The sequence below is a fragment of the Aeromonas sp. L_1B5_3 genome (assembly GCF_963866575.1).
Lineage (GTDB): Bacteria > Pseudomonadota > Gammaproteobacteria > Enterobacterales > Aeromonadaceae > Aeromonas > Aeromonas jandaei.
This window is the reverse complement of the sequence record NZ_CAWMDN010000120.1, coordinates 17,172-37,755: the sequence shown is the minus strand read 5'-3', so window position 1 is coordinate 37,755 and position 20,584 is coordinate 17,172. Positions and strand designations below refer to the sequence as shown.

Annotated in this window: 15 protein-coding genes; 11 read left to right on the top strand and 4 right to left on the bottom strand. The window is 55.0% G+C overall.

The features are described 5' to 3' along the window. Nucleotides 1–180: 180 nt before the first annotated feature. The 11 genes from AACR93_RS14595 (at nt 181) to AACR93_RS14545 (ending at nt 18,110) form a co-directional block, all read left to right on the top strand. Nucleotides 181–618: an ADP-ribosylglycohydrolase gene (locus AACR93_RS14595; RefSeq protein ID WP_231556950.1), complete on the top strand. Its 438-nt coding sequence runs from the start codon at nt 181–183 to the stop codon at nt 616–618. Nucleotides 619–847: 229 nt separating this feature from the next. Continuing rightward, nucleotides 848–1,213, top strand: a complete 366-nt coding sequence (locus AACR93_RS14590; RefSeq protein WP_024945969.1) for a hypothetical protein — start codon at nt 848–850, stop codon at nt 1,211–1,213. 113 nt (nt 1,214–1,326) lie between these two features. Continuing rightward, nucleotides 1,327–2,511, top strand: a complete 1,185-nt coding sequence (locus tag AACR93_RS14585) for an NUDIX domain-containing protein (RefSeq protein ID WP_024945968.1) — start codon at nt 1,327–1,329, stop codon at nt 2,509–2,511. Between the two features lie 67 nt (nt 2,512–2,578). Further along, nucleotides 2,579–4,525: a GmrSD restriction endonuclease domain-containing protein gene (locus AACR93_RS14580; RefSeq protein WP_197077964.1), complete on the top strand. Its 1,947-nt coding sequence runs from the start codon at nt 2,579–2,581 to the stop codon at nt 4,523–4,525. A 29-nt stretch (nt 4,526–4,554) separates the two neighbouring features. Beyond that, nucleotides 4,555–7,845 carry an SNF2-related protein gene (locus AACR93_RS14575; RefSeq protein WP_024945966.1) on the top strand — a complete coding sequence of 1,097 codons (3,291 nt, stop codon included), beginning with the start codon at nt 4,555–4,557 and terminating at the stop codon, nt 7,843–7,845. Continuing rightward, nucleotides 7,845–8,579, top strand: coding sequence for a DUF4391 domain-containing protein (locus AACR93_RS14570; protein ID WP_024945965.1), 735 nt, complete (start codon nt 7,845–7,847; stop codon nt 8,577–8,579). Before AACR93_RS14575 ends, AACR93_RS14570 begins: the two co-directional genes overlap by 1 nt. Further along, nucleotides 8,576–11,278: an ATP-binding domain-containing protein gene (locus AACR93_RS14565; protein ID WP_024945964.1), complete on the top strand. Its 2,703-nt coding sequence runs from the start codon at nt 8,576–8,578 to the stop codon at nt 11,276–11,278. Before AACR93_RS14570 ends, AACR93_RS14565 begins: the two co-directional genes overlap by 4 nt. A gap of 84 nt (nt 11,279–11,362) precedes the next feature. After that, nucleotides 11,363–13,243, top strand: a complete 1,881-nt coding sequence (locus AACR93_RS14560) for a site-specific DNA-methyltransferase (protein WP_231556952.1) — start codon at nt 11,363–11,365, stop codon at nt 13,241–13,243. A 10-nt stretch (nt 13,244–13,253) separates the two neighbouring features. Beyond that, the gene (locus AACR93_RS14555; RefSeq protein WP_024945962.1) at nt 13,254–14,378 is read left to right on the top strand and encodes an AAA family ATPase; all 1,125 of its coding nucleotides are present in this window, start codon (nt 13,254–13,256) and stop codon (nt 14,376–14,378) included. Then, the gene (locus AACR93_RS14550; RefSeq protein WP_024945961.1) at nt 14,371–15,048 is read left to right on the top strand and encodes a DUF4276 family protein; all 678 of its coding nucleotides are present in this window, start codon (nt 14,371–14,373) and stop codon (nt 15,046–15,048) included. The genes AACR93_RS14555 and AACR93_RS14550 overlap by 8 nt, the downstream gene beginning before the upstream one ends. A gap of 2 nt (nt 15,049–15,050) precedes the next feature. After that, nucleotides 15,051–18,110, top strand: coding sequence for a type III restriction-modification system endonuclease (locus AACR93_RS14545; protein WP_024945960.1), 3,060 nt, complete (start codon nt 15,051–15,053; stop codon nt 18,108–18,110). 333 nt (nt 18,111–18,443) lie between these two features. On the opposite strand, the gene AACR93_RS14540 is transcribed toward AACR93_RS14545, so the two are convergent. The 4 genes from AACR93_RS14540 to AACR93_RS14525 all read right to left on the bottom strand — a co-directional run bounded on the left by AACR93_RS14540 (nt 18,444) and on the right by AACR93_RS14525 (nt 20,550). Beyond that, complete coding sequence (locus AACR93_RS14540) at nt 18,444–18,788, bottom strand: type IV toxin-antitoxin system YeeU family antitoxin (RefSeq protein ID WP_024945959.1); 345 nt, start codon at nt 18,786–18,788, stop codon at nt 18,444–18,446. Between the two features lie 98 nt (nt 18,789–18,886). Beyond that, complete coding sequence (gene radC / locus AACR93_RS14535; protein ID WP_043851126.1) at nt 18,887–19,384, bottom strand: RadC family protein; 498 nt, start codon at nt 19,382–19,384, stop codon at nt 18,887–18,889. A 111-nt stretch (nt 19,385–19,495) separates the two neighbouring features. After that, nucleotides 19,496–19,921 (bottom strand): DUF2787 domain-containing protein, encoded by a 426-nt coding sequence (locus AACR93_RS14530; protein WP_043851125.1) that lies wholly within the window; start codon nt 19,919–19,921, stop codon nt 19,496–19,498. Between the two features lie 50 nt (nt 19,922–19,971). After that, nucleotides 19,972–20,550 (bottom strand): lecithin retinol acyltransferase family protein, encoded by a 579-nt coding sequence (locus AACR93_RS14525; protein WP_052497078.1) that lies wholly within the window; start codon nt 20,548–20,550, stop codon nt 19,972–19,974. Between the last annotated feature and the right edge of the window lie 34 nt (nt 20,551–20,584).

Below are 20,584 nucleotides of genomic sequence, written 5' to 3'. Positions count from 1 at the left end.
TTTTCGACCGGAATATGCATCACGGTGGTCACAAGGGAAGAGTTAGCAATTGGCTTACCCAAGATAGTGCATGCCAGAGCAGAGTCTGAAGTGTGCAGGTTGGCACGGTTGGCTATGCATATCGAGCAAAATCGGTTGGATCGCACGGACCTGCCTGTCTACTAGGGGAGGGAGCAACTGATGGCTGGCGCTGCCGCCTTGCTGGGTGAGGATGGCAGCCTCGAATGCCAGGATGCCCTGCGGCTGCTGGCGCTACTGCTCGACAAGTTGCTGCGGGGCGGGCGTGGTAGCCAGCAGGCCAAGCTCAATGGGCTCACACTCACAGCCATGGAAAGCCGCGCATTGGCAGCCAACTCTCTGAACACTGGTTCTGTAGTCCGGGGAAGTTGGCGGCGAAAAACACGCAACCAGCTTGGCCATGCAAGTTGGCTCGATGTGGTAGAAGCCGCGCTCTGGTGTTTTTGGCACAGCGATGACCTGAGAGGTGGGGAGGCTCTATTAGGCGTGTTGCTGGGGTCAGATAGCCGAGTGCGCTTGGTCTACGGTATGCTTGCCGGGGCTTTCTATCTAGCAGATACGGCAACCATCTCTGCGAATCCCTCATCTTCATCTGCCTGAAAACACGACATGTGAAAAACCACAGTATCGAGATGGTCAGGCGGGATGGATATAGTCAACCCAAAGAAATCGGCAGTCTATCAGTCAACGATCAGGGGGAGATATGACCTGTAGCACTCAAAATACTAGCTGTGATTGCGAAGGTCCCAAGCGTTATCGCATCAAGGCTGCCCGTTTCCCATCCTGTACCTTAGTGGCTGTTTTGCTGCTGGGGTTATTGTTTCAAACAGTGCAGGCTACCGACTGTACCTACTGCAAAGACAGCCTCGGTAATACCCGCTACCAGTGTGACGATGGCAAGAGCGGCACCCTGCGCAAGGACAGTCTCGGCAACGTCAGAGACTCGCAAAGCGGCACCACCTGGCGCAAAGACTCCCTTGGCAATGTTCGCAGCAGCGAAGGCACCACCTACCGCAAAGACAGTCTGGGCAATGTGCGCGTCAGCAATCCCGGCACCGGCGATACTGTCACCTGGCGCAAAGACAGCTTGGGCAACATGAGATCCTCTGGTGGCACCGTCTGTCGCACCGACTCACTGGGCACGCTGCGCTGTGATGGCAATGGCACGCCGCCTGCCGTTCTACAGACCAAATGAGCACGCTCGCTGCGCATGATACAGGCCTGTGACCCACGCCATGGTCTGACCGCTCGTGAGCTGATATAGAAAGATATTTATCCCTTTGTTCGCCATCAAGAAAGGACTCGATCATGTGGCTGTTCACCAAGTTCGGCTTTTTCTCTATCGTCCAGAAAGATCACGATCAGGACAATATTCTCACCATTCGCAGCCGCACTAGAGGGGATCTCGATCGCCTGCGTAATCACTACCTGCCTTCGCTTTCCTCTTCCAGAGCACATGAGGGAACCGACTACCCCTGGCGGGCCAACGCAAGCGCTGCGGCCCTGAAGGAGGCGATGAGCACCATAGTGCAAGAGATTGATTACTCGAATTTCAAGAGCGAGGTCGGGCTTAGCACCGGCCATGCGCGTGCCAAGCGCTATAGCAAAGTCTGGTCAGCGATGTACGACATGCCGGAAGACCTACCCGAACCCCATGCGACCGATTTTGAGGGGCTACCCTGGTCGCCCCCCAGTTCGTCCAAGAGCAAAGCGGTGGCCTATGGCGGGGTGGTGATCGATCCCCATGGTTATTTGCTGATGCGTGAAGTGAAAAATCATTTCGATGGTTACGTCTGGACGTTCGCCAAAGGTCGGCAGGACAAGGGGGAAAGCCCGAGAGAAACCGCGCTGCGGGAGGTCTGGGAAGAGATGGGGGTCGATGCCACTATCCTTATCCCCATCGCTGGTGAGTTTGCGGGTGGCACCACGCTCAATCGCTTTTTCTTGATGGTGGTGGACAGAGGGACGGTAAACCTCGGTTACGGTAACGATGAGACCGAACGCTTATGTTGGGCGACACCCGCAGAGGCAGAACGCCTGATCGCTCAAACCAGCAACCCTATTGGCCGCTCGCGTGACCTTGCGATCCTCAAGGCCGCTCAAGATAGCCTTCCGAAGATGTTGCCGTTGGCTCGCCCCGTGGCGTGTCGCTCCGACTGGCACAGTCTGCCCATGCCCGCAAGCCGGATAACCGTGCCGCTGGAGACGTGTTACTCCCCCTCGGAGATGGCCGCGATAGTCTGCGGTTCATTGTCGATAAGTCAGGATGACAAGTGGTTTATCTTCTATGAGGATGGTGTATTGCACTGCCACCGCAGTGCGACAGGCATCTGCCTATATCGGGTTTATTTCCAGCCAACTGCAACAGGGTGGCAGGCCAGCCAGGTAGAAATCAACCGACACCCAGGGCAGCACACAGAGTCAAATGACAGCATGAATTTGGCTTTATTGGAATCAATCATGGACGCGCTGCGGCTCATGAGGCCCATCTAGTCGGTTTAAGTGGAAATAAGTTTTGGGGGGATTACCCGATGACCTCCTTGGTGGGGGGGCGTTTGGAGTGGCTCGTCAAGACATTCCTTCTAAAAAAAAGCATAATGTAGAATCACTTACTGAGAATGTTTCGTCTGACATGAGCACTATCACTCCGCACTACCGCAGTGTGCAGCAGTTACTGCAAAGCCAATCTTTTGCCATCGACGAGTACCAGCGTGAGTACAAGTGGGAAAAGGAGAATATCGAAGAGCTGTTGTCTGACTTGCAGGCCAAATTTTTTAGCCACTACAAGCTAGGCGACGAAACCACAGCAGTCAGCAGCTATGGCGAATATTTCCTCGGATCCATCATCGTCAGCAAGCGCAACGGTAAAAACTATCTAATCGACGGCCAACAGCGGGTAACTTCTCTGACCCTGTTGCTCATATGCCTGTATCGTGCAGCCAAGATACAGAAACTATCGGTGGGAGGAACAGTTGCCCCGCTTATCTTTAGCGATAACTTGGGCAAACCCAAATTTAACCTCGACATACCCGAGCGACTGCCCGTCATCAAGGCGCTGTTTGAAGGCCAAGAATTTAATCCAGATGGTAAAGATGAGTCCATTCAGACCATGTACGCCCGCTACAGCGACATTGAATCGAACGATCTGATCGCAGATCTGGGTGATGCACTGCCACATTTCATCTACTGGTTGTTGACCCAGGTAGGCTTGATCGAGATAGCGACGGATAACGACAGCTATGCCTACGCTATCTTTGAAACGATGAATGACCGGGGCAAACCTCTGAGTCCGGTAGATATGTTGAAGGCCTATCTGCTTGCGCCGATTGAAGAACCGGAAGAGCGACAGCAAGCTAATCAGACATGGAAGAGAGAGGTGCTGGAGCTAATCTCTTGGGATGGCAACCACGAACCTGAGCGAGATGCCAATTGTATTAAAGCCTGGTTGCGGGCGCAGTATGCCGAGAGTATCCGCGAACGCAAGGCTGGCTCAGTAGACAAAGACTGGGAGTTGATTGGTTCTGCATTCCACCGTTGGGTGCGTGACCATAGTGACCAGATGGGGCTTGGTAAGTCCCAGGGGAACCAGAAACTGATGGTTGAGAGTTTCCCGTTTTTCGCCAAGGCCTATCGGCACATCCTGCACGCCAGCAAGAATTACACACCAGGTATGAAGGCGGTTTACTACAACGCGCACAATGATTTCACTTGGCAGAGCACGGTATTGCTCGCTCCGCTAGTTGAAACCGATGATGACGATACAGTGAAACGCAAGTTGGCAGTGACAGCGACCTATCTGGACATTTGGTTGATGCGTCGAGTAGTGAATTACGTCCGGGTTGGGTACTCCAGCGTGTCTTACGCCATGTGGTTGTTGTGTCGAGAGATCCGGCGCAAAGCACTACCGGAATTAGTAACCATTCTCAAAAAGAAACTGGCGGATGATGAAGTGACATTCTCCGGCTATGAGGCAAAAGGGCGAACTGGCATTGATGGATTGGGACTCAATCAGTTCAGTCGTCGTTATATTTACCATCTGTTGGCACGGCTAACAGAGGCGACCGAGGTCGGAGCGGGGCGTACCGAGACATTTGATAAATTGGTGGATCGCTCTCTTAAGAATCCATTCGATATCGAGCACATTTGGGCAGACGATTACGACGTACTGAAGGAGCAGTTCAGCACTGAGCAAGAGTTTCAGGATTGGCGCAACCATGTTGCTTCGCTTTTGTTATTGCCTGCAGATGTTAATCGGAGCCTACAAGACAAGCCGTTCCCTCAGAAGCGGATGCACTACGCCAAACAGAATTTTTACGCCGCTAGCCTAGATGCCAGCGCGTATGAACATCAGCCACAGTTTCAGCAGTTTGCAACCCAAAACCAGTTGCCTTTCAAAGCCGCCGAAGTATTTGACAAAACTCAGCAACAGACGCGGCGTGAACTCGTTGTGGGGCTAGTGGAATTGATCTGGTCTCCGGATCGCTTAAGTGAAGCCGCTTATGCCTGACCGATCGCAGCAGCCAAGGTAAGAGACTGATGGAGCTTATTGACAACATTAACCGCCTGCTCGGTGACGACCTTAAACAAACTCTCAAACCTGGGGCTCGACTGAAGATCGCGGCTTCTTGCTTTTCGATGTACGCCTTTGAGGCGCTGAAAGCTGAACTTGAGACAATCGACGAGCTAGAGTTCATCTTCACCTCTCCCACCTTTGTTGCCAACGAAGTTACCGACAAGATCCGCAAGGAGCGTAAGGAATTCCACATCCCCAAGCTCGACCGTGAGCGCAGTCTCTACGGTAGTGAGTTTGAAATCCAGTTGCGCAACAAACTCACCCAACGAGCGGTAGCCAAGGAGTGTGCCGACTGGATACGACGCAAGGCGGTGTTCAAGAGCAATCGCACCAAAGCACCTATGCAGCAGTTTGCCTGCGTGCAAGCCAACGACGCCGACATGGCCTATATGCCGTTGCATGGTTTTACCGCCGTCGATCTGGGTTACCAACCGGGCAATGCCATTTCCAATCTGGTGAACAAGATGGATGAGGCCCCCTTTGCCGCCACTTATCTCAGTCTGTTCAACCAGATTTGGCATGATCCTGAGAAGCTGGAGGACGTGACTGCTCAAATTTGTGAACACATAGCCTCGGTGTATCAGGAGAACTCGCCCGAGAGCATCTACTTCCTGATGCTCTACAACATCTTCAACGAGTTCCTTGACGACATCGATGAAGATGTCCTGCCCAATGATCGCACCGGCTATCAGGACACCCTGGTCTGGAACAAGCTTTTCAATTACCAGAAAGATGCCGCCACCGGGATCATCAACAAGCTTGAGACCTACAGTGGCTGCATCCTTGCCGACAGCGTTGGTTTGGGCAAGACCTTCACGGCACTGGCCGTCATCAAGTATTACGAACTGCGTAATCGCTCAGTGCTGGTACTCTGCCCGAAGAAGCTGGCCGACAACTGGCTCAACTACAACCGCAATCTCAAGACCAACCTCTTCGCCCGTGATCGCTTTAACTACGACGTCCTTTGCCACACGGATCTTTCCCGTACCAGTGGTGAGTCTTTCGGTACGCAGTTGAATCGGATTAACTGGGGCAACTACGATCTGGTTGTCATCGATGAGTCTCACAACTTCCGTAACAACAACGCCTACAAAGAAAAAGAGACCCGTTATCAGGCGTTAATGCGCAAGGTGATTCAAGAGGGGGTGAAGACAAAGGTGCTGATGCTGTCGGCCACACCAGTCAACAACCACTTTGCCGATCTCCGCAACCAGTTAGCATTGGCCTACGAGGGTGACTCTGAAAACCTGAGTAAGAAACTGCGCACGAGCAAATCGGTGGAAGAGATCTTCCGTAATGCCCAAAAAGCCTTCAATGCGTGGTCAACACTACCACCTGAAGAGCGCACCGCACGGGCCATTTTGGACTCGCTGGATTTCGACTTTTTCGAGTTGCTCGACAGTGTCACCATTGCTCGCTCACGCAAACATATCCAAACCTTCTACGACACCAAAGACATCGGTCAATTCCCTGAACGACTCAAGCCTTTGTCGTTCCGTTGCCAGTTGACTGATCGCCCAAATGTGTTGGGCTTTAACGAGATTTTCGAGCAACTTTCCCAGCTTAAGTTGGCCGTCTACACGCCAGCGGCTTACCTGTTGCCAAGCAGAGTCCAGAAATACATTGATCGCTATAACGATCAATCTGGCGGTAAGCATGGCAACCTAAGTCTGGTTGGGCGAGAACAAGGTCTACAGGCGTTGATGACAGTGAATCTGCTAAAGCGGCTGGAGAGCTCAGTAGAGTCTTTCCGGTTGACTCTCCAATCACTGCGGACCAACCACGATGCAATGCTCGCCCGAATTGCAGCATTCAACCAAACTGGCGGGGTTGCAACGGTGGGTGACCTTACCGATATCCTGGATAGACTGGATGCTGAAGAAGACGAACTGCCGACGCTGAGCGATGAAGCCGGGGAGATTGGCGGCAAGGTCAAGATCAGTCTGGCGGATATGGACCTGCTATCCTGGGAACATGAACTCAAGCGGGACGTGCAGATCATCGGTGTGTTATTGGAAGAAATGGGCAAAATCACGCCCAAAGACGATGCCAAGTTACAACACCTGAAGGCCCACTTGCTGGAGAAGATTGCCAACCCCATTAACCCCGGCAATAAGAAAATTCTGATCTTCACCGCCTTTGCTGACACTGCCGACTATCTCTACGCCAACCTTGCGCCCGAGATGCTTGCCCGTTTCTCGATTCACACCGCCAAAGTGACTGGCACAGGAGCGCCTCAATCGACCGTTAAACATCGTGGGCAAAGGCGTAGCTATGACTTCCAAGAGCTGCTAACCCTATTTTCGCCACGGTCCAAGGAGAAAGCGGTAGTGATGCCAGATGAACCCGCCGAGGTGGATCTGCTGATAGGCACCGACTGCATCTCCGAAGGGCAAAACCTGCAAGATTGCGACTACCTGATCAACTACGACATTCACTGGAACCCGGTGCGCATCATTCAGCGTTTTGGCCGGGTCGATCGTATCGGCTCGCCTAATAGCTGCATCCAGCTAGTTAACTACTGGCCCGATATCTCGCTCGATGAATACATCAACCTCAAAGAGCGCGTCGAAAGCCGCATGATGATTGCCGATGTGACGGCAACGGGGGACGATAACGTCCTCTCAGCACAGGCCAACGATGTTTCATACCGCAAAGAACAATTGCGTCGGTTGCAAGAAGAAGTGATCGAACTGGAAGAGTTGAAGACCGGTGTATCCATCACCGATCTGGGTCTCAACGATTTTCGGATGGACTTGCTCAATTACGTCAAAGTCCACGGTGACTTGCGTAATGTACCGAGTGGGATGCACGCCGTCGTGCCCGCCAATCCCGACATGGGGCTCCGACCTGGGGTGATTTTCACGCTGCGCAATCGCAACACCGATATCGGCATTAACCAGCACAATCGGTTGCATCCCTACTACCTCGTGTACATCGATAGCGAAGGAGAGGTCGTCCACGATCATACCGAGATCAAGCGCCTGCTCGACCTGGTGAGAACCTGCTGTAAGGGGCAGGCTCAACCCATGACGGCGGTATGCGATCGCTTCAATCAAAACACTGCCGATGGGCGCAAGATGCAGGCTTATTCCGATCTTCTGGGCGCATCCATTCGCTCGATGATCGAGGTAAAGGAAGAGAAGGACCTCGACAGCCTCTTTGGGGGTGGCAAGACCACGGCACTGACCAATACCATCACCGGCCTAGATGATTTCGAGCTGATTAGCTTCCTCGTTATTCAGGAGGAGTAATGAGCCAAAACGCCAGCTGTCAGCATCCCGCGCTGATTGCGTACCCTAAGCAGGCTGCTTTTGGCCGTGTGTTGCCAAAAAGCAAGATCTACGAACACAGCGGCGCGAACGCCCGGCTCAAAGAGTTGTTTGTCGAACAGGTGGAGCAAATCGTCTGGCAATATAAGCTGGCGCCGGAAACCATCAATCTGCCGTCCCGCGCAGCAGTCCCTGAAATCCAAGTATTCAGTATTCAACTGAAAACCGCTGAATTGCACCAGGATGTATTGCGCTGTATCGACGGTGCGGTGCCTTTCCCCATCATCTTCGAGCTGCACCAAGGTGAAGGAGAGCTAGCACAGACCCAAGTAGTGGCTGCGTACAAGCGCCCGGCCATATCGAGTCGGGGAACGAGTGGGAAGGCGGACACTAGCAGTTGGGTGCTATCGGATTACTTCGCAACCAACTGGTTGCCAGCGACGGCAGCACGTTCTTCTTTGCCACTGGGCATCGATATGGCGGTACTATACGAGGCCTTGCTACAGCGCTTGCTCCCACTCGGTGCCCAACCACAAGAGGCGCTGGCCGATCTGATTGTCCGAGTGGAGCAGGTTGCCGCCAAACGCCGCGTTATCGAGAAGGCCCAAGCGCGCATGGCCCGCGAGAAGCAATTCAATCGCCGGGTAGAGATTAACGCGCACTTGCGGCAGCTTAAAAACGAACTTGAAGAATTGACTGGGAGGGATAATGCATGACGCAGAGCTTGAATGAGGAACCGCGGAAGCATATCGAGCAGGTCGCTGGCGAAGCGTTAGCACAACTCGAGAGCATCGCTGATACGGCCAAGGGGAAGCTGAGCGCTGGGCGAACACTGGGTTCCGATGTACTGGCAAGCATCAACACGATGACATCCAGCTCAACCATGCAGAGGCTGGATCAGATCAACCATGCGAACCATGAAAGCTACCAGGTATTGGTGTCAGAGCCCGCAATCGCTCGCGTAGTAGTTGCCGATGAAGAGGGCAAAGAGAAAATCTACTACATCTGTCGCACAACGCCGGTATCGGGCTTTCCCTATTTGGCCAGCTACCGCGCGCCAGTTGGACGCTTGGCCTCGTTGGCAATTGGCGCAGAGTTCACACTACCCAATGGGAGCGTCGTTGAGGTTCTTGAGCGGGCCCAGCTGAGGCCAAATTTGCTTGCTGATGGGTGGGACTCTCGCGACACAGTTATTGAAGCCGAAAATTTTGGGCCGTTCACTATAGAGTCGCTGCGCGCTCTGCTGACCCAGGTTGTGGGGGAAGACGTTACCGAAGACATTCTTGGTCAATTGCTGGCCGAAGAGAACGTCAAGGCCAACATCATCGATGGCGTTCGCCGCAGCGTCATCACCAAGATGGGACTTCGGGATCAGCCCATCCTCGATCAATACCAGGATGAGATTTTCCGCCTCCCTCTCGACAAGCGCCTGTTGATCCTGGGCCCCCCCGGTACAGGCAAGACGACCACCCTGATCCGACGCCTCGGCCAAAAACTCGACACGGCCTTCCTGGAAGAAGGCGAACAACGCCTGGTTGAAACAGTCGCCTCAGTCCAAGGCATTGCGCACGCAAACAGCTGGCTCATGTTCACGCCCACGGAATTGCTCAAGCAATACCTAAAGGAGGCATTTGCGCGTGAAGGTGTTCCCGCCTCGGATCTGCGCATCAGAACGTGGCAAGACTATCGACGCGAGCTGGCCCGAAACGCATTCGGCGTCCTCAGAACGGCTTCTGGCGGCGGTACCTTTGTCCTGAAAGACGGATTGGCCAGCCTGAGCGAGACAGCACTGGAGCGTCCCATTCAATGGTTTGACGATTTCGACGCATGGCAGCGCAAGGCCTATGTGCAGGAGCTGCATGATGCCGCAACCCAGCTCCACGAAGCCAAATCTCCCGAAGTTCTGAATCTCGGTGCTCGCCTGCAAGACATTTTGTCGCGGGCGGTCGATGGCGCACTGGCGGCGATGTTTAGCTCGCTGGCGGTGGAGATTGCCAAAGTACAGGCACTCGTCAGCAGCCTGAAGGAAGGCTCCGACGGCAAGATCAAGGCCGCGCTCAACCTGCAGCTCAACCGCAACCGAGCCTTTCTGGATGAGTTGGCCCGCGTGATAGACAGCCTGCAACAGGCGCAAGCAACGGATACGGACGACCAGGACGACCCCGACGCTGATGAGGAGGAAGACGCCACCGCACCACGCACAGGCCGTGCCGCCGCGCTCAATGCCTATATGCAAGCCGTGCGTGCCCAAGCTCGCGCGGCTGCATCCAAGCGCACAGTCAGCAAGGCATCTCGCAACGGCAAGATCATCGAGTGGTTGGGGGATCGTGGTCTGACAGAAGCGGATCGCGCCGAGGTGGGTGCAAGCCTTCTGGTGCAGGCCAGTGCCCGCCGTTTCGTCAACCCGGTCAAGCGCTACCTCGACGGCATCCCCAAGCGCTACCGGGCATTCAGGCGCGAACGCCAACCGGCAAGCACCTGGTATCGCCACGAAGGCTTTGAGGCACGCGACATCCACCCGCTGGAGTTGGACATCGTCTTGCTCGCGATCTTGCGCGCCGCAGGCGACCTGATCAGTCGGCCCAACGTCCAGCGCGACATCGATAGTCCCGCGTGGTCATCACTCCAGACCATCCTTGGGCATTACCGCAACCAGATCTTGGTGGATGAAGCGACCGACTTCTCGCCCATCCAGCTTGCGAGCATGGCGGCGCTGGCGCATCCGCGTCTGCGCTCATTCTTTGCCTGTGGCGACTTCAATCAGCGCCTGACCACCTGGGGCGCACGCTCTGCTGACGACTTGAAGTGGGTCTTCGCCGATTTCGATATCAAGGAGATCACCGTCTCCTACCGGCAGAGCAAGCAGCTGAACGATCTGGCCCGCGCCATGATCCGCGCAGTCGGAGGAACCGAGCAAGACGCCAGCTTGCCTGCGCATATGGACAGTGTGGGCGTTGCGCCAGCCTTGCTGGAACACGCTACCAACGCAGAATCCATTGTCAGTTGGCTGGCGGATCGCATTCGCGAGATTGAGCGCTTTGTCGGTCAGTTGCCATCCACTGCCATTTTTGTGAACACCGAGGACGACGTTGCCCCGGTGGCCAACGCACTGAACGTCGCCCTGGCGGAGCACAACATCCAGGTCATCGCCTGTCGAGAGGGCCAGGCTGTGGGGCAGGAAAGCAACGTGCGCGTGTTCGACATCCAGCACATCAAAGGCCTGGAATTTGAGGCGGTGTTTTTTGTCGGCATTGACCAGCTCGCCACACTACACCCGGCGCTGTTCGACAAATACCTGTACGTCGGCACCACCCGCGCGGCCACCTACTTGGGCGTGACCTGCCAGGGCACCTTGCCATCTGCCATTGAGAGTCTGCGCACGCACTTTTGCCAGGACTGGCAACAAGACGACTGAATATACACAAACGAAATTGAACAAGTGAACCGCCGAGCATTTTTCTAACAAGGGCGGCGTCAAGAGGAAAAGAACTTGGAAAAAATGAAAATGCACTCGCCCAATCTCTCGCAGGACAATATCACCCGCATTCGCGATCTGTTCCCGGGGTGCGTCACTGAAGCTAAGGGTAAAGATGGCAGCGTAAAGCTGACTGTGGATTTTGATCAGCTGCGACAAGAGCTTTCCGAGTCGATTATTGAAGGCCCGCAGGAGCGTTATCACCTTAACTGGCCGGGCAAGCGCGAAGCCTTGCTCGCAGCCAACGCGCCCATTGCCAAGACACTGCGCCCCTGCCGCAACGAGAGCGTCGATTTTGATACCACCCAGAACCTGTTTATCGAGGGAGATAACCTCGATGCGCTCAAGCTGTTGCAGGAGACGTATCTTGGCAAGGTTAAGCTGATCTATATCGACCCGCCCTACAACACGGGGCGCGATTTTATCTACGACGATGATTACAGCGACGACGTGGGCAGTTACTTGATGCAATCCAATCAGGTCAATGAACAGGGCGCACGACTGGTTGCGAACACGGAAGCCAACGGCCGGTTTCACTCTGACTGGCTGAGCATGATCTATGCCCGGCTTCGGCTGGCACGTAACCTACTCAAAGATGACGGCGTTATCTTCCTTTCCATCGACGATAACGAAGTCGATAACCTGCGCAAGGTGTGCAGTGAAGTCTTTGGTGAAGATAACTTTATTGCGCAAGTAATTTGGCAGAAGGTCTTCTCACCCAAAAATAGTGCTCGTTGGTTTTCAGAAGACCATGACTATGTACTTGTATACGCAAAATCAGCTGAAAATTGGGCTCCAAATCTTTTGCCACAGACGGATGAGATGATTGCTCGGTACAAGAACCCGGATAACGATCCACGCGGCTCTTGGACTTCGGGAGATCTGCAAGCGCGTAATTATTATGGCGATGGAACCTATTCTGTTGTCTGCCCATCAGGCCGTGTTATCGAAGGGCCTGGTAAAGGAATGTATTGGCGCGTTAGCAAAGAAAACTTTGAGCGGCTTGATCAGGAAGCCCGTATCTGGTGGGGGGCTGACGGCAACAATATGCCTCGTCTCAAGCGTTTCTTGACTGAAGTTAAACAAGGTCGAACCCCACAAACCTTCTGGTCATACAAAGAAGTTGGCCACACACAGGATGCCAAGAAGGCGCTCCTTAAATACGTGCAATTTGAGCACACCGAAAACGTGCTGAATTCGGTAAAACCTGTTGAGTTGCTGCAACGGGTGCTGCAACTAGCAGGGCAGCCCAATGACGGTGACATCGTGCTCGACTTTTTCAGCGGTAGTGCATCCACCGCGCACGCAGTGCTTAAGCAGAACGCCGAAGATGGCGGTAACCGCCGCTTTATCGGGGTGCAAATTGCCGAGCCCCTGCCCACGCCCGAAAAGGGTATGGCCTCCATTTTCGAAATGGGGCTTAAACGGATTCGAAATGTCGTAGAAGAGCTTCGTGCGCAAGAAAATGGTGATAAGCGTGATTTGGGATTCCGTGTCCTCAAGATCGACTCCTCCAATATGGCCGATGTCTATTACACGCCCGATGCGCTGGATAAAGCCAACCTCGATCTGTTTGTGGAGAACATCAAGCCGGATCGCACGACGGAAGATCTGTTGTTCCAGGTGATGCTGGATTGGGGCGTTGATCTGGCGCTACCGATCATCAAGGAAGTGGTGCAGGGCAAAGAGGTGTTCTTGGTCGATGGCAATGACACCCAGATGGCGCTAGCGGCTTGCTTCGACGCTAACGGCGGTATCGATGAGACGTTTGTGAAGGCGTTGGCCCAGCGTCAGCCGCTGCGGGTGGTGTTCCGTGATGCGGGCTTTAACAGCAGTGCGGTCAAGATCAACGTGGAGCAGATCTTCAAGCTGCTGTCGCCCGCCACCGACGTGAAGTGTATTTAAGGAGGGCGACATGCCAACTAATCCGACGACGGGCACAGCATTGGATCGTCTGACCATTCGGGGATTTAAATCCATTGAGGCACTGGAGCAGCTTGAGCTCAAACGCCTTAACGTGATTGTCGGGGCCAACGGCGCAGGCAAGAGCAACCTGATCGCCTTCTTTCGGATGCTGCGTGCCCTGATGGATGGCAACCTCAACCGTTTTGTCCGCGATAGCGGCGGGGCGGGTGACCTGTTGTTTAATGGCCGCAAAGTCACATCGTCGATGTTTTTTGAGACCCATTTTGGTACTCGTGGCTACCGCTTTACCCTGGTGCCAACCCCCGGTGATGACTGTGCGCTTGAATCCGAGGCTCGTTACTACGCCGGGAGTTCTTCCGGCTGGTGGATGCTGGGGGACAGTAACGACGGCAAGTCAAAAATGGTTGCCGAAGTGCTGGAAAATAAGGCGGATGCGCCTTTCTCGCGTCCCGTGTATAACGCGATCTCCTCCTGGCAGGTTTATCACTTCCATGACACTAGCCAGAGCGCGGGGATGCGCAATTACGAAATCGTGCAGGACAACAAGGTGCTGCGCATGGACGCCGCCAATATCGGCGCCTTTTTGCTTAAATTGCGCGATCAGCATGGGGATGACTATCGGGCGATCGTCGAGGCGGTGCGCCTCGTCACCCCTTTCTTTGATGACTTTATTCTTGAGCCACGCACTAGCGGCGCACGGGAAGAGGTTAATCTGAGCTGGCTGCAACAAGGGTCTGACTACCCCATGCAGCCTTACCATCTCTCCGATGGCTCTATTCGCTTTATCTGTCTGGCGACGGCCCTGCTGCAACCCAATCCTCCCTCCACCATCATCATCGACGAGCCTGAGCTTGGGCTGCACCCAGCAGCCATCGTCATTCTGGCGGAGCTGATCCAACAGGCTGCCCAGCGTACCCAGGTGATCGTGGCGACCCAATCTCCGGCTCTGCTCGATCAATTTGCCATTGAGGATATCGTGGTCGCCAATCGTAAAGGGGGCGCTTCGACCTTCGAGCGCCTGAGCGAGCAGGACTATGCCCACTGGCTGGAAAACTACTCGGTGGGTGAGCTTTGGACCAAGAATGTGATCGCCGGAGGCCCGCGCTATGAGTGATTACATTGAGGTCTATGCGGTGGTGGAGGGGCGCAGCGAGCAGATCTTCGTTGAGAAGCTGCTAGCGCCTTATCTGGCCGATAAGCAGATTTATATTCAGGCGACCCAGGTAAGCAAACCGGGCCAGAAAGGGGGCGATGTACGTTTTAGCCGTGCCATCAATGACATTGAGGGCTTTCTGAAGCAGCGGCCCGATACCTACGTCACCACGCTGGTGGATTACTACGGTATCAAGGAGTGGCCCGGTCTTGAGAACGTACCCAAGCGGCAGTCCCCAGCCATCATCGCCGCGCATTTGAACCAAGCGACCAAGGCCGAGGTGATCGGTAAGTTTGCGGCCCAGCAAGCCGAACAGCGTTTTATCCCCTATATGGCGATGCACGAGTTTGAGGCGCTGCTGTTTAGTGACAGCGCCATTCTGGCTGACGAGTTGGGCATTGCCGAGGAGCAGGTCCGGCGTGTGCTCGCCGAGTGTGGTGAACCAGAGGCAATCAATAACGGCCCGACCACCGCCCCCTCCAAACGGCTGGATGGTTGGTCCCCAAAGGGGGCGTTTGCCAAAACCACGAAAGGGATCGCCATTGCCGAGCGGATCGGTATTCCCCAGATGCGGGCGCAGTGCCCGCTGTTTGACGGCTGGCTCGGTGAGCTTGAAGCATTGGTAGGATAAGCATGAAACTCAAATTTAAACACCAGCCCTATCAGGCCCATGCGGTGCAGGCGGTCGTCGATATCTTTAAGGGACAACTCCCGGCCTCCGCTGCCGCCATGAGTTACCGTATCGATCCTGGTAAAGCCAAGAAAGGAACAGAAGATCTCTTTGCGGTGGGCGGTGGCTTCAAAAACGCCGATCTCACGCTTAGCGATACCGCTCTGTTGGACAATATCCATCAGGTGCAGCGGGCACAGAACTTGCCGCTGTCAGATGCCTTGGTCAAGACCAAGGTAGCCAAGCTGAACCTCGACATCGAGATGGAAACCGGGACGGGCAAGACCTACTGCTACATCAAGACGATGTTTGAGCTCAACAAGCAATACGGCTGGAGCAAGTTCATCATCGTGGTGCCCAGCATCGCCATTCGCGAAGGGGTGGCCAAGTCGCTGGAGATAACGGCAGATCACTTCCTGGAGACCTATCACAAGAAGGCCCGCTTCTTTATCTACAACTCCAAAGAGCCGCATCATCTGGAGAGCTTTTCATCGGACGCCGGTATCAATGTGATGGTGATCAACGTACAGGCGTTCAATGCGACCGGCAAGGATAACCGCCGCATTTACGAAGTGCTCGATGATTTCCAGTCGCGCCGACCGATCGATGTGATCAGCGCCAACCGCCCCATCTTGATCCTGGATGAGCCGCAGAAGATGGAAGGCGGCAAGACGCTGGATTCGCTGGTGAATTTCAACCCCTTGATGGTGCTGCGTTACTCCGCCACACACAAGACCACGCACAACAAGATCCACCGGCTCGATGCGCTCGATGCCTACAACCAGAAACTGGTGAAGAAGATAGCGGTGCGCGGTATCTCGGTGAAGGGGCTGGCGGGCACCCATGCTTACCTCTATTTGCAGGCCATTGAGATTTCAAACAAAAAGCCGCCGGTGGCGGTGGTGGAGTTCGAGCAAAAGCTGGCTGGCGGTAATATCAAGCGGGTCACCCGCAAGCTCGGCAAGGGCGACAACCTGTTCGATCTGTCCAATGAGCTTGAGCAGTATCGCGATGGATTCGTGGTCTCTGACATCAATGCCAACAGCGATACCTTGAGCTTTACCAATGGTGTTGAGCTGGTGGTGGGCGATGCCATGGGTGATGTGGATGAAAGAACGCTGCGCCAGATCCAGATCCGCGAAGCCATCAAGGCCCACTTCGACAAGGAGATGGTGCTGTTTAGCCAAGGGGTGAAAGTCCTGACGCTCTTTTTCATCGACGAGGTGGCCAAGTATCGTGATTACAGTGCCAGCGATGAGAAAGGCGAGTACGCCCGGATCTTTGAAGAAGAGTACGCGCTCTATCTGAAGGATCTGCTGCGCTATGAGACGCCCTACACCCAGTATCTGAAAGGCATTCCGGCTGAGAAAACCCATAACGGCTATTTCTCTATCGACAAGAAGACCAAACGTGACGTTGATTCCAAGGTGGCGGCTCGCGGCGAGAATGCGGGCCAGTCCGATGATGTGGACGCCTACGATTTGATCCTCAAAGACAAGGAGCGGCTGTTGTCGCTGGCTGAGCCGGTGCGGTTTATCTTCTCGCACTCGGCCCTGCGCGAGGGTTGGGACAACCCCAACGTGTTTGTGATCTGCGCCCTCAAGCACAGCGACAATACGATTTCGCGCCGTCAGGAAGTGGGCCGTGGCTTGCGCCTGGCGGTCAATCAGAATGGGGACCGGATGGATCATCCGGCCACCGTTCACGACATCAACGTGCTGACGGTGGTGGCCAGTGAGAGTTACAAAGACTTCGTGGCAGCGTTGCAACGAGATATCAGTGAATCTCTGTCGGCACGACCACGCATTGCGGATAAGGCATTCTTCACTGGAAAAATGGTCACTACACCAACGGGGTCGGTTGTCGTGACGGAAGACCAGGCGAGCGATATCGAGTTCTATCTGATCCAAAACGGCTATGTGGACAAGAAGCGCAACGTGACCGAGAAGTACCACCAAGCCAAAAAAAATCACGCCTTGGCCGATTTGCCAGAGGAGCTGGCCCCGCTCGGTGAACAGGTATTCAAGCTGGTGGACGGTGTCTTTAGCGAGAGCCAGTTGCCCGATATTGGGGATGACCGCCGCCCGAAGCAGAATCCACTCAACGCCAACTTTGAGAAGCAGGAATTCAAGGCTCTCTGGGATCGCATCAACCGCAAGGCAGCCTACACCGTCGAGTTCGATTCGGACGAGTTGGTGCAGAAGACGATTGCGGTGCTTAACAGCAAGGGCTCAAACGGATTGAAGGTCACGCCGTTGCAATACACCATCCAGCAGGGTGAGCAGATTGGTTCGGTTACCTACGATGGTCTTCAGGAAGGCACCGCTTTTAAGTTGAAGAGTACAGAAACCCAGGCCAACCACACCTCTATCCATTCTGCGGTGAAATACGACCTGATCGGCAAGCTGGCAGAGGGGACGCAGCTCACCCGTCGCACTGTCGCACAGATGCTCAAGGGACTCGATGCCGATGTGTTTGCTCAGTTTAGGACCAACCCGGAGAGCTTTATCGCTGAGGCCATTCGCCTCATCAACGAGCAGAAAGCCACGGTGATCATCGAGCACTTGGCCTATGACCCGACGGAAGACAAGTTCGAGCTGGATATCTTCACGACCGGCCAGAGCAAGCAGGATTTCAGCAAGGCCGGAGAGAAGCTCAAGCGGCATATCTACGACTATGTGGTGACGGATTCCAACATCGAACGGGAGTTCGTCAAAGAACTGGATGCGAGTAATGAAGTGGTGGTCTACGCCAAGCTGCCCCGTGGCTTCTTGATCCCGACGCCAGTCGGCGACTATAACCCCGACTGGGCTATCTCGTTCAAGGAAGGGTCGGTCAAGCACATCTACTTCGTGGCCGAAACCAAGGGATCTATATCGTCAATGGATCTACGGGAGATCGAGAAAACCAAGATCAAATGCGCCCGCAAGTTCTTCGACGAGATGAACCGCCGCTTCGCTCCGGAAAATGTGAAGTACGACGTGGTCGATAGTTTCGGCAAGTTGATGGCGGTGGTGAAGTAATTGGGCTAGATCCCCCCATTTACTGAGCCGCGCATCGCGCAGGTGAAAAAAAGAAGAGCCAGACCGAGTTCAATCGGTCTGGCTCTTCTCATGTAGTTGCTACCGCTAAATGGTTGAATTTCAGCTAAATAACTGATCCTAATAGTGCTACATCTTGCCGGAAGCCTTGTGGCGTAAGGCATTTGTGCAATCTGGCGAGAAAGCCTGAAGTGACAAGGCTTAGCGCACGATGCGTGCTCCATGTCACTTGTAGAAGCTGTACGAGCGCAGTGATCTACTATTCGGAACAGCTATTTAGTCAGTTTCAGTGCAAGGGCACCCTCTGTGTCGGCTTTACGCCTCTGTGGCTCGAGCACTGTCGTCTGCTTGCCGGTAGACATCCAGATAGAGGTAACCATAGCTGGCCCTTGGATTGGCCAGGCAGACCCATTCCCCTTGCCTCAATGTCACCAATTTGTCCTGGTCGCTCAGCAATTCCCCTTGCCGAAAGAGGCTGCCAAGGCGCTCAATAAACCCCGGTAAAACGGTGTCGATGTCGGTGAGCCACTGGTCGTCAGCATTGCCATAGACGCCGCTGCGATCCCAGAGTAGGGAGACTCCGCTTCGTTCGACAATGGCCCGTGCGCCAAAACGGGGTTGAACCTGGGTATGTAATCCCCAACTGCCTATCGTGCTCATGTTCTTTACTCCAATTGATGTTCGGTCGTCATACAGGTCACCGCTGGACCCTGGTTTATCACCCGTGTCCCAAGCGGACCTCTTGACTGGCGTAACCGTTACAAATGCCCACGCTCTGCCAGCGACACCACGCCCTCCGCCCCCACCACCAGATGATCCAGCGTGCGGATATCGACCAGCGCTAGGGCGCTTTGCAGTCGCTGAGTGGTCTCGATATCTGCACGGCTGGGTTCTGGGTAACCTGAGGGATGGTTGTGGACCAGCATCAGCGCGGCGGCATTGTGGTGCAGCGCCCGCTTGACCACGTCGCGGGGGTAGACAGTCGCAGCGGAGAGGGTGCCGAGAAACAGCTCCTCGTAGGCCAAGATCCGGTGCTGGTTATCGAGGAACAGTGCGGCGAACACTTCGCGATCCCGCGTTTGCAGCAGCCCTTGTAGCGCTTGGTGGGCCAGATGCTTGTCGGTGAGGGCTACGCCTTTGGCGAGCTTCTGGCGGGCCAACGCCTGGGCGATGGTGAGCAAGTCGTCGTCGGTGACTAAGTCGGTCACCCGATAGGTGCCGGGTTGCTCCCCGGCGGTGAGTTTCTGATGCAACATGATTGATCCTCCAAAGCGTTCGCCCCACTGGCCGATGGGGGCCGGTGGGGTGTGCTTTTTTGCGATAAAGGGGGGATTGCGGTGAGTGGGTCAGCGGATTACCGATACTTCCTAGTTCCCGCTGACGGTGACGCTGAAGCACTCCAGTCCGCAGTAGGCGATGAAGTTGCGCTGCCACAGCGCGAACAGCTCTCGCGCCTCTGCCAGCCGGAGCGGCCCCCAGCCCTGCATAACGTGCTCGCCGTCGAGGAAGTTGAAATCAAGCTCTTTACAAAGCTCCGCATCTTGCCCCAGCCCCTGATAGCTGAAATCAGTGACGTAATCGAACAGCCAATCGTCGAGACCACGTACCAAGCGGATCTCGACCGGATGAACGCCGCCTTGCTCGGCGCTGTAACCGGGGTTGCGGAAGTGGAAGGTGAGCTGGGTGCAACGCACCAGGTCGAGGTTGGTACGCTCTGCTTCTTGGTTGAGCAGGATCAGCAGCGCCTGACTCACGGGCAGGCTGATACCGTCCTGGTTGAAGATGATGGTCATGGGATTTTTCCTTGCGTGGTGATGAAGTGGTTGAGCGATGAATGAAGGGGTTAGTCATCGGTGAGCCATTTAAATAACCGGTGTGTGCCATAGGCGACCGCAACGCCCACGGCCAGCGGTGCCCATGCCGGGGCGCTGATGGCGGTGACAGACAAGATGGTGCTGCTGGTCGCCGGAACGCTGGCCAAGCTGGCGGAGGCCCCCATCAAGGCGCTGGTGATGGCCTGACTGCCTTGGCTGGATTTAAGCAACTGGCTGCCGGTGGCCGCGAGGGCGGTGGTGGCCTGGTTCACCTGGGGTGAGCTGTGCCGGTCCTCAATGCACCACTGCACAAAGTGCTCGCAGTTGTTAAAGAGCAGGTGATAGTCCTGCTCGCCCAAGCGGGAGAACGCCCGTGCCACGCACTCTTCCGGACTGAACGGACGGCTTGGGTGAGAGAGCACCTGTAGCGGCTGCTCGCTGTGAAAATCATCGAGCGAGCACAGAACGATTTGGCCTGTCCGGTCATCGTTGGCAAACGGTCCCTGGTAGTGGATCACCTGCCTGTCGCCGACATAGAGACCGTGGTGGCTGTAGCCGAGGCGCTGGACGGCGAGGTGGTCGCCGAGGTTGAGAGGGGGCATGGTCATAGCGGTTCCTTATGAACTGAAAATGAAAAAGGGC

Bases quoted from the DNA above. Each gene is read 5' to 3' on its own strand.
- AACR93_RS14595 (WP_231556950.1), top strand. From the start codon at position 181: ATGGCTGGCGCTGCCGCCTTGCTGGGTGAGGATGGCAGCCTCGAATGC.
- AACR93_RS14565 (WP_024945964.1), top strand. From the start codon at position 8,576: ATGACGCAGAGCTTGAATGAGGAACCGCGGAAGCATATCGAGCAGGTC.
- AACR93_RS14560 (WP_231556952.1), top strand. From the start codon at position 11,363: ATGAAAATGCACTCGCCCAATCTCTCGCAGGACAATATCACCCGCATT.
- AACR93_RS14545 (WP_024945960.1), top strand. From the start codon at position 15,051: ATGAAACTCAAATTTAAACACCAGCCCTATCAGGCCCATGCGGTGCAG.
- AACR93_RS14555 (WP_024945962.1), top strand. From the start codon at position 13,254: ATGCCAACTAATCCGACGACGGGCACAGCATTGGATCGTCTGACCATT.
- AACR93_RS14550 (WP_024945961.1), top strand. From the start codon at position 14,371: ATGAGTGATTACATTGAGGTCTATGCGGTGGTGGAGGGGCGCAGCGAG.
- radC (WP_043851126.1), bottom strand. From the start codon at position 19,384: ATGTTGCATCAGAAACTCACCGCCGGGGAGCAACCCGGCACCTATCGG.
- AACR93_RS14525 (WP_052497078.1), bottom strand. From the start codon at position 20,550: ATGACCATGCCCCCTCTCAACCTCGGCGACCACCTCGCCGTCCAGCGC.
- AACR93_RS14575 (WP_024945966.1), top strand. From the start codon at position 4,555: ATGGAGCTTATTGACAACATTAACCGCCTGCTCGGTGACGACCTTAAA.
- AACR93_RS14585 (WP_024945968.1), top strand. From the start codon at position 1,327: ATGTGGCTGTTCACCAAGTTCGGCTTTTTCTCTATCGTCCAGAAAGAT.
- AACR93_RS14570 (WP_024945965.1), top strand. From the start codon at position 7,845: ATGAGCCAAAACGCCAGCTGTCAGCATCCCGCGCTGATTGCGTACCCT.
- AACR93_RS14540 (WP_024945959.1), bottom strand. From the start codon at position 18,788: ATGAGCACGATAGGCAGTTGGGGATTACATACCCAGGTTCAACCCCGT.
- AACR93_RS14530 (WP_043851125.1), bottom strand. From the start codon at position 19,921: ATGACCATCATCTTCAACCAGGACGGTATCAGCCTGCCCGTGAGTCAG.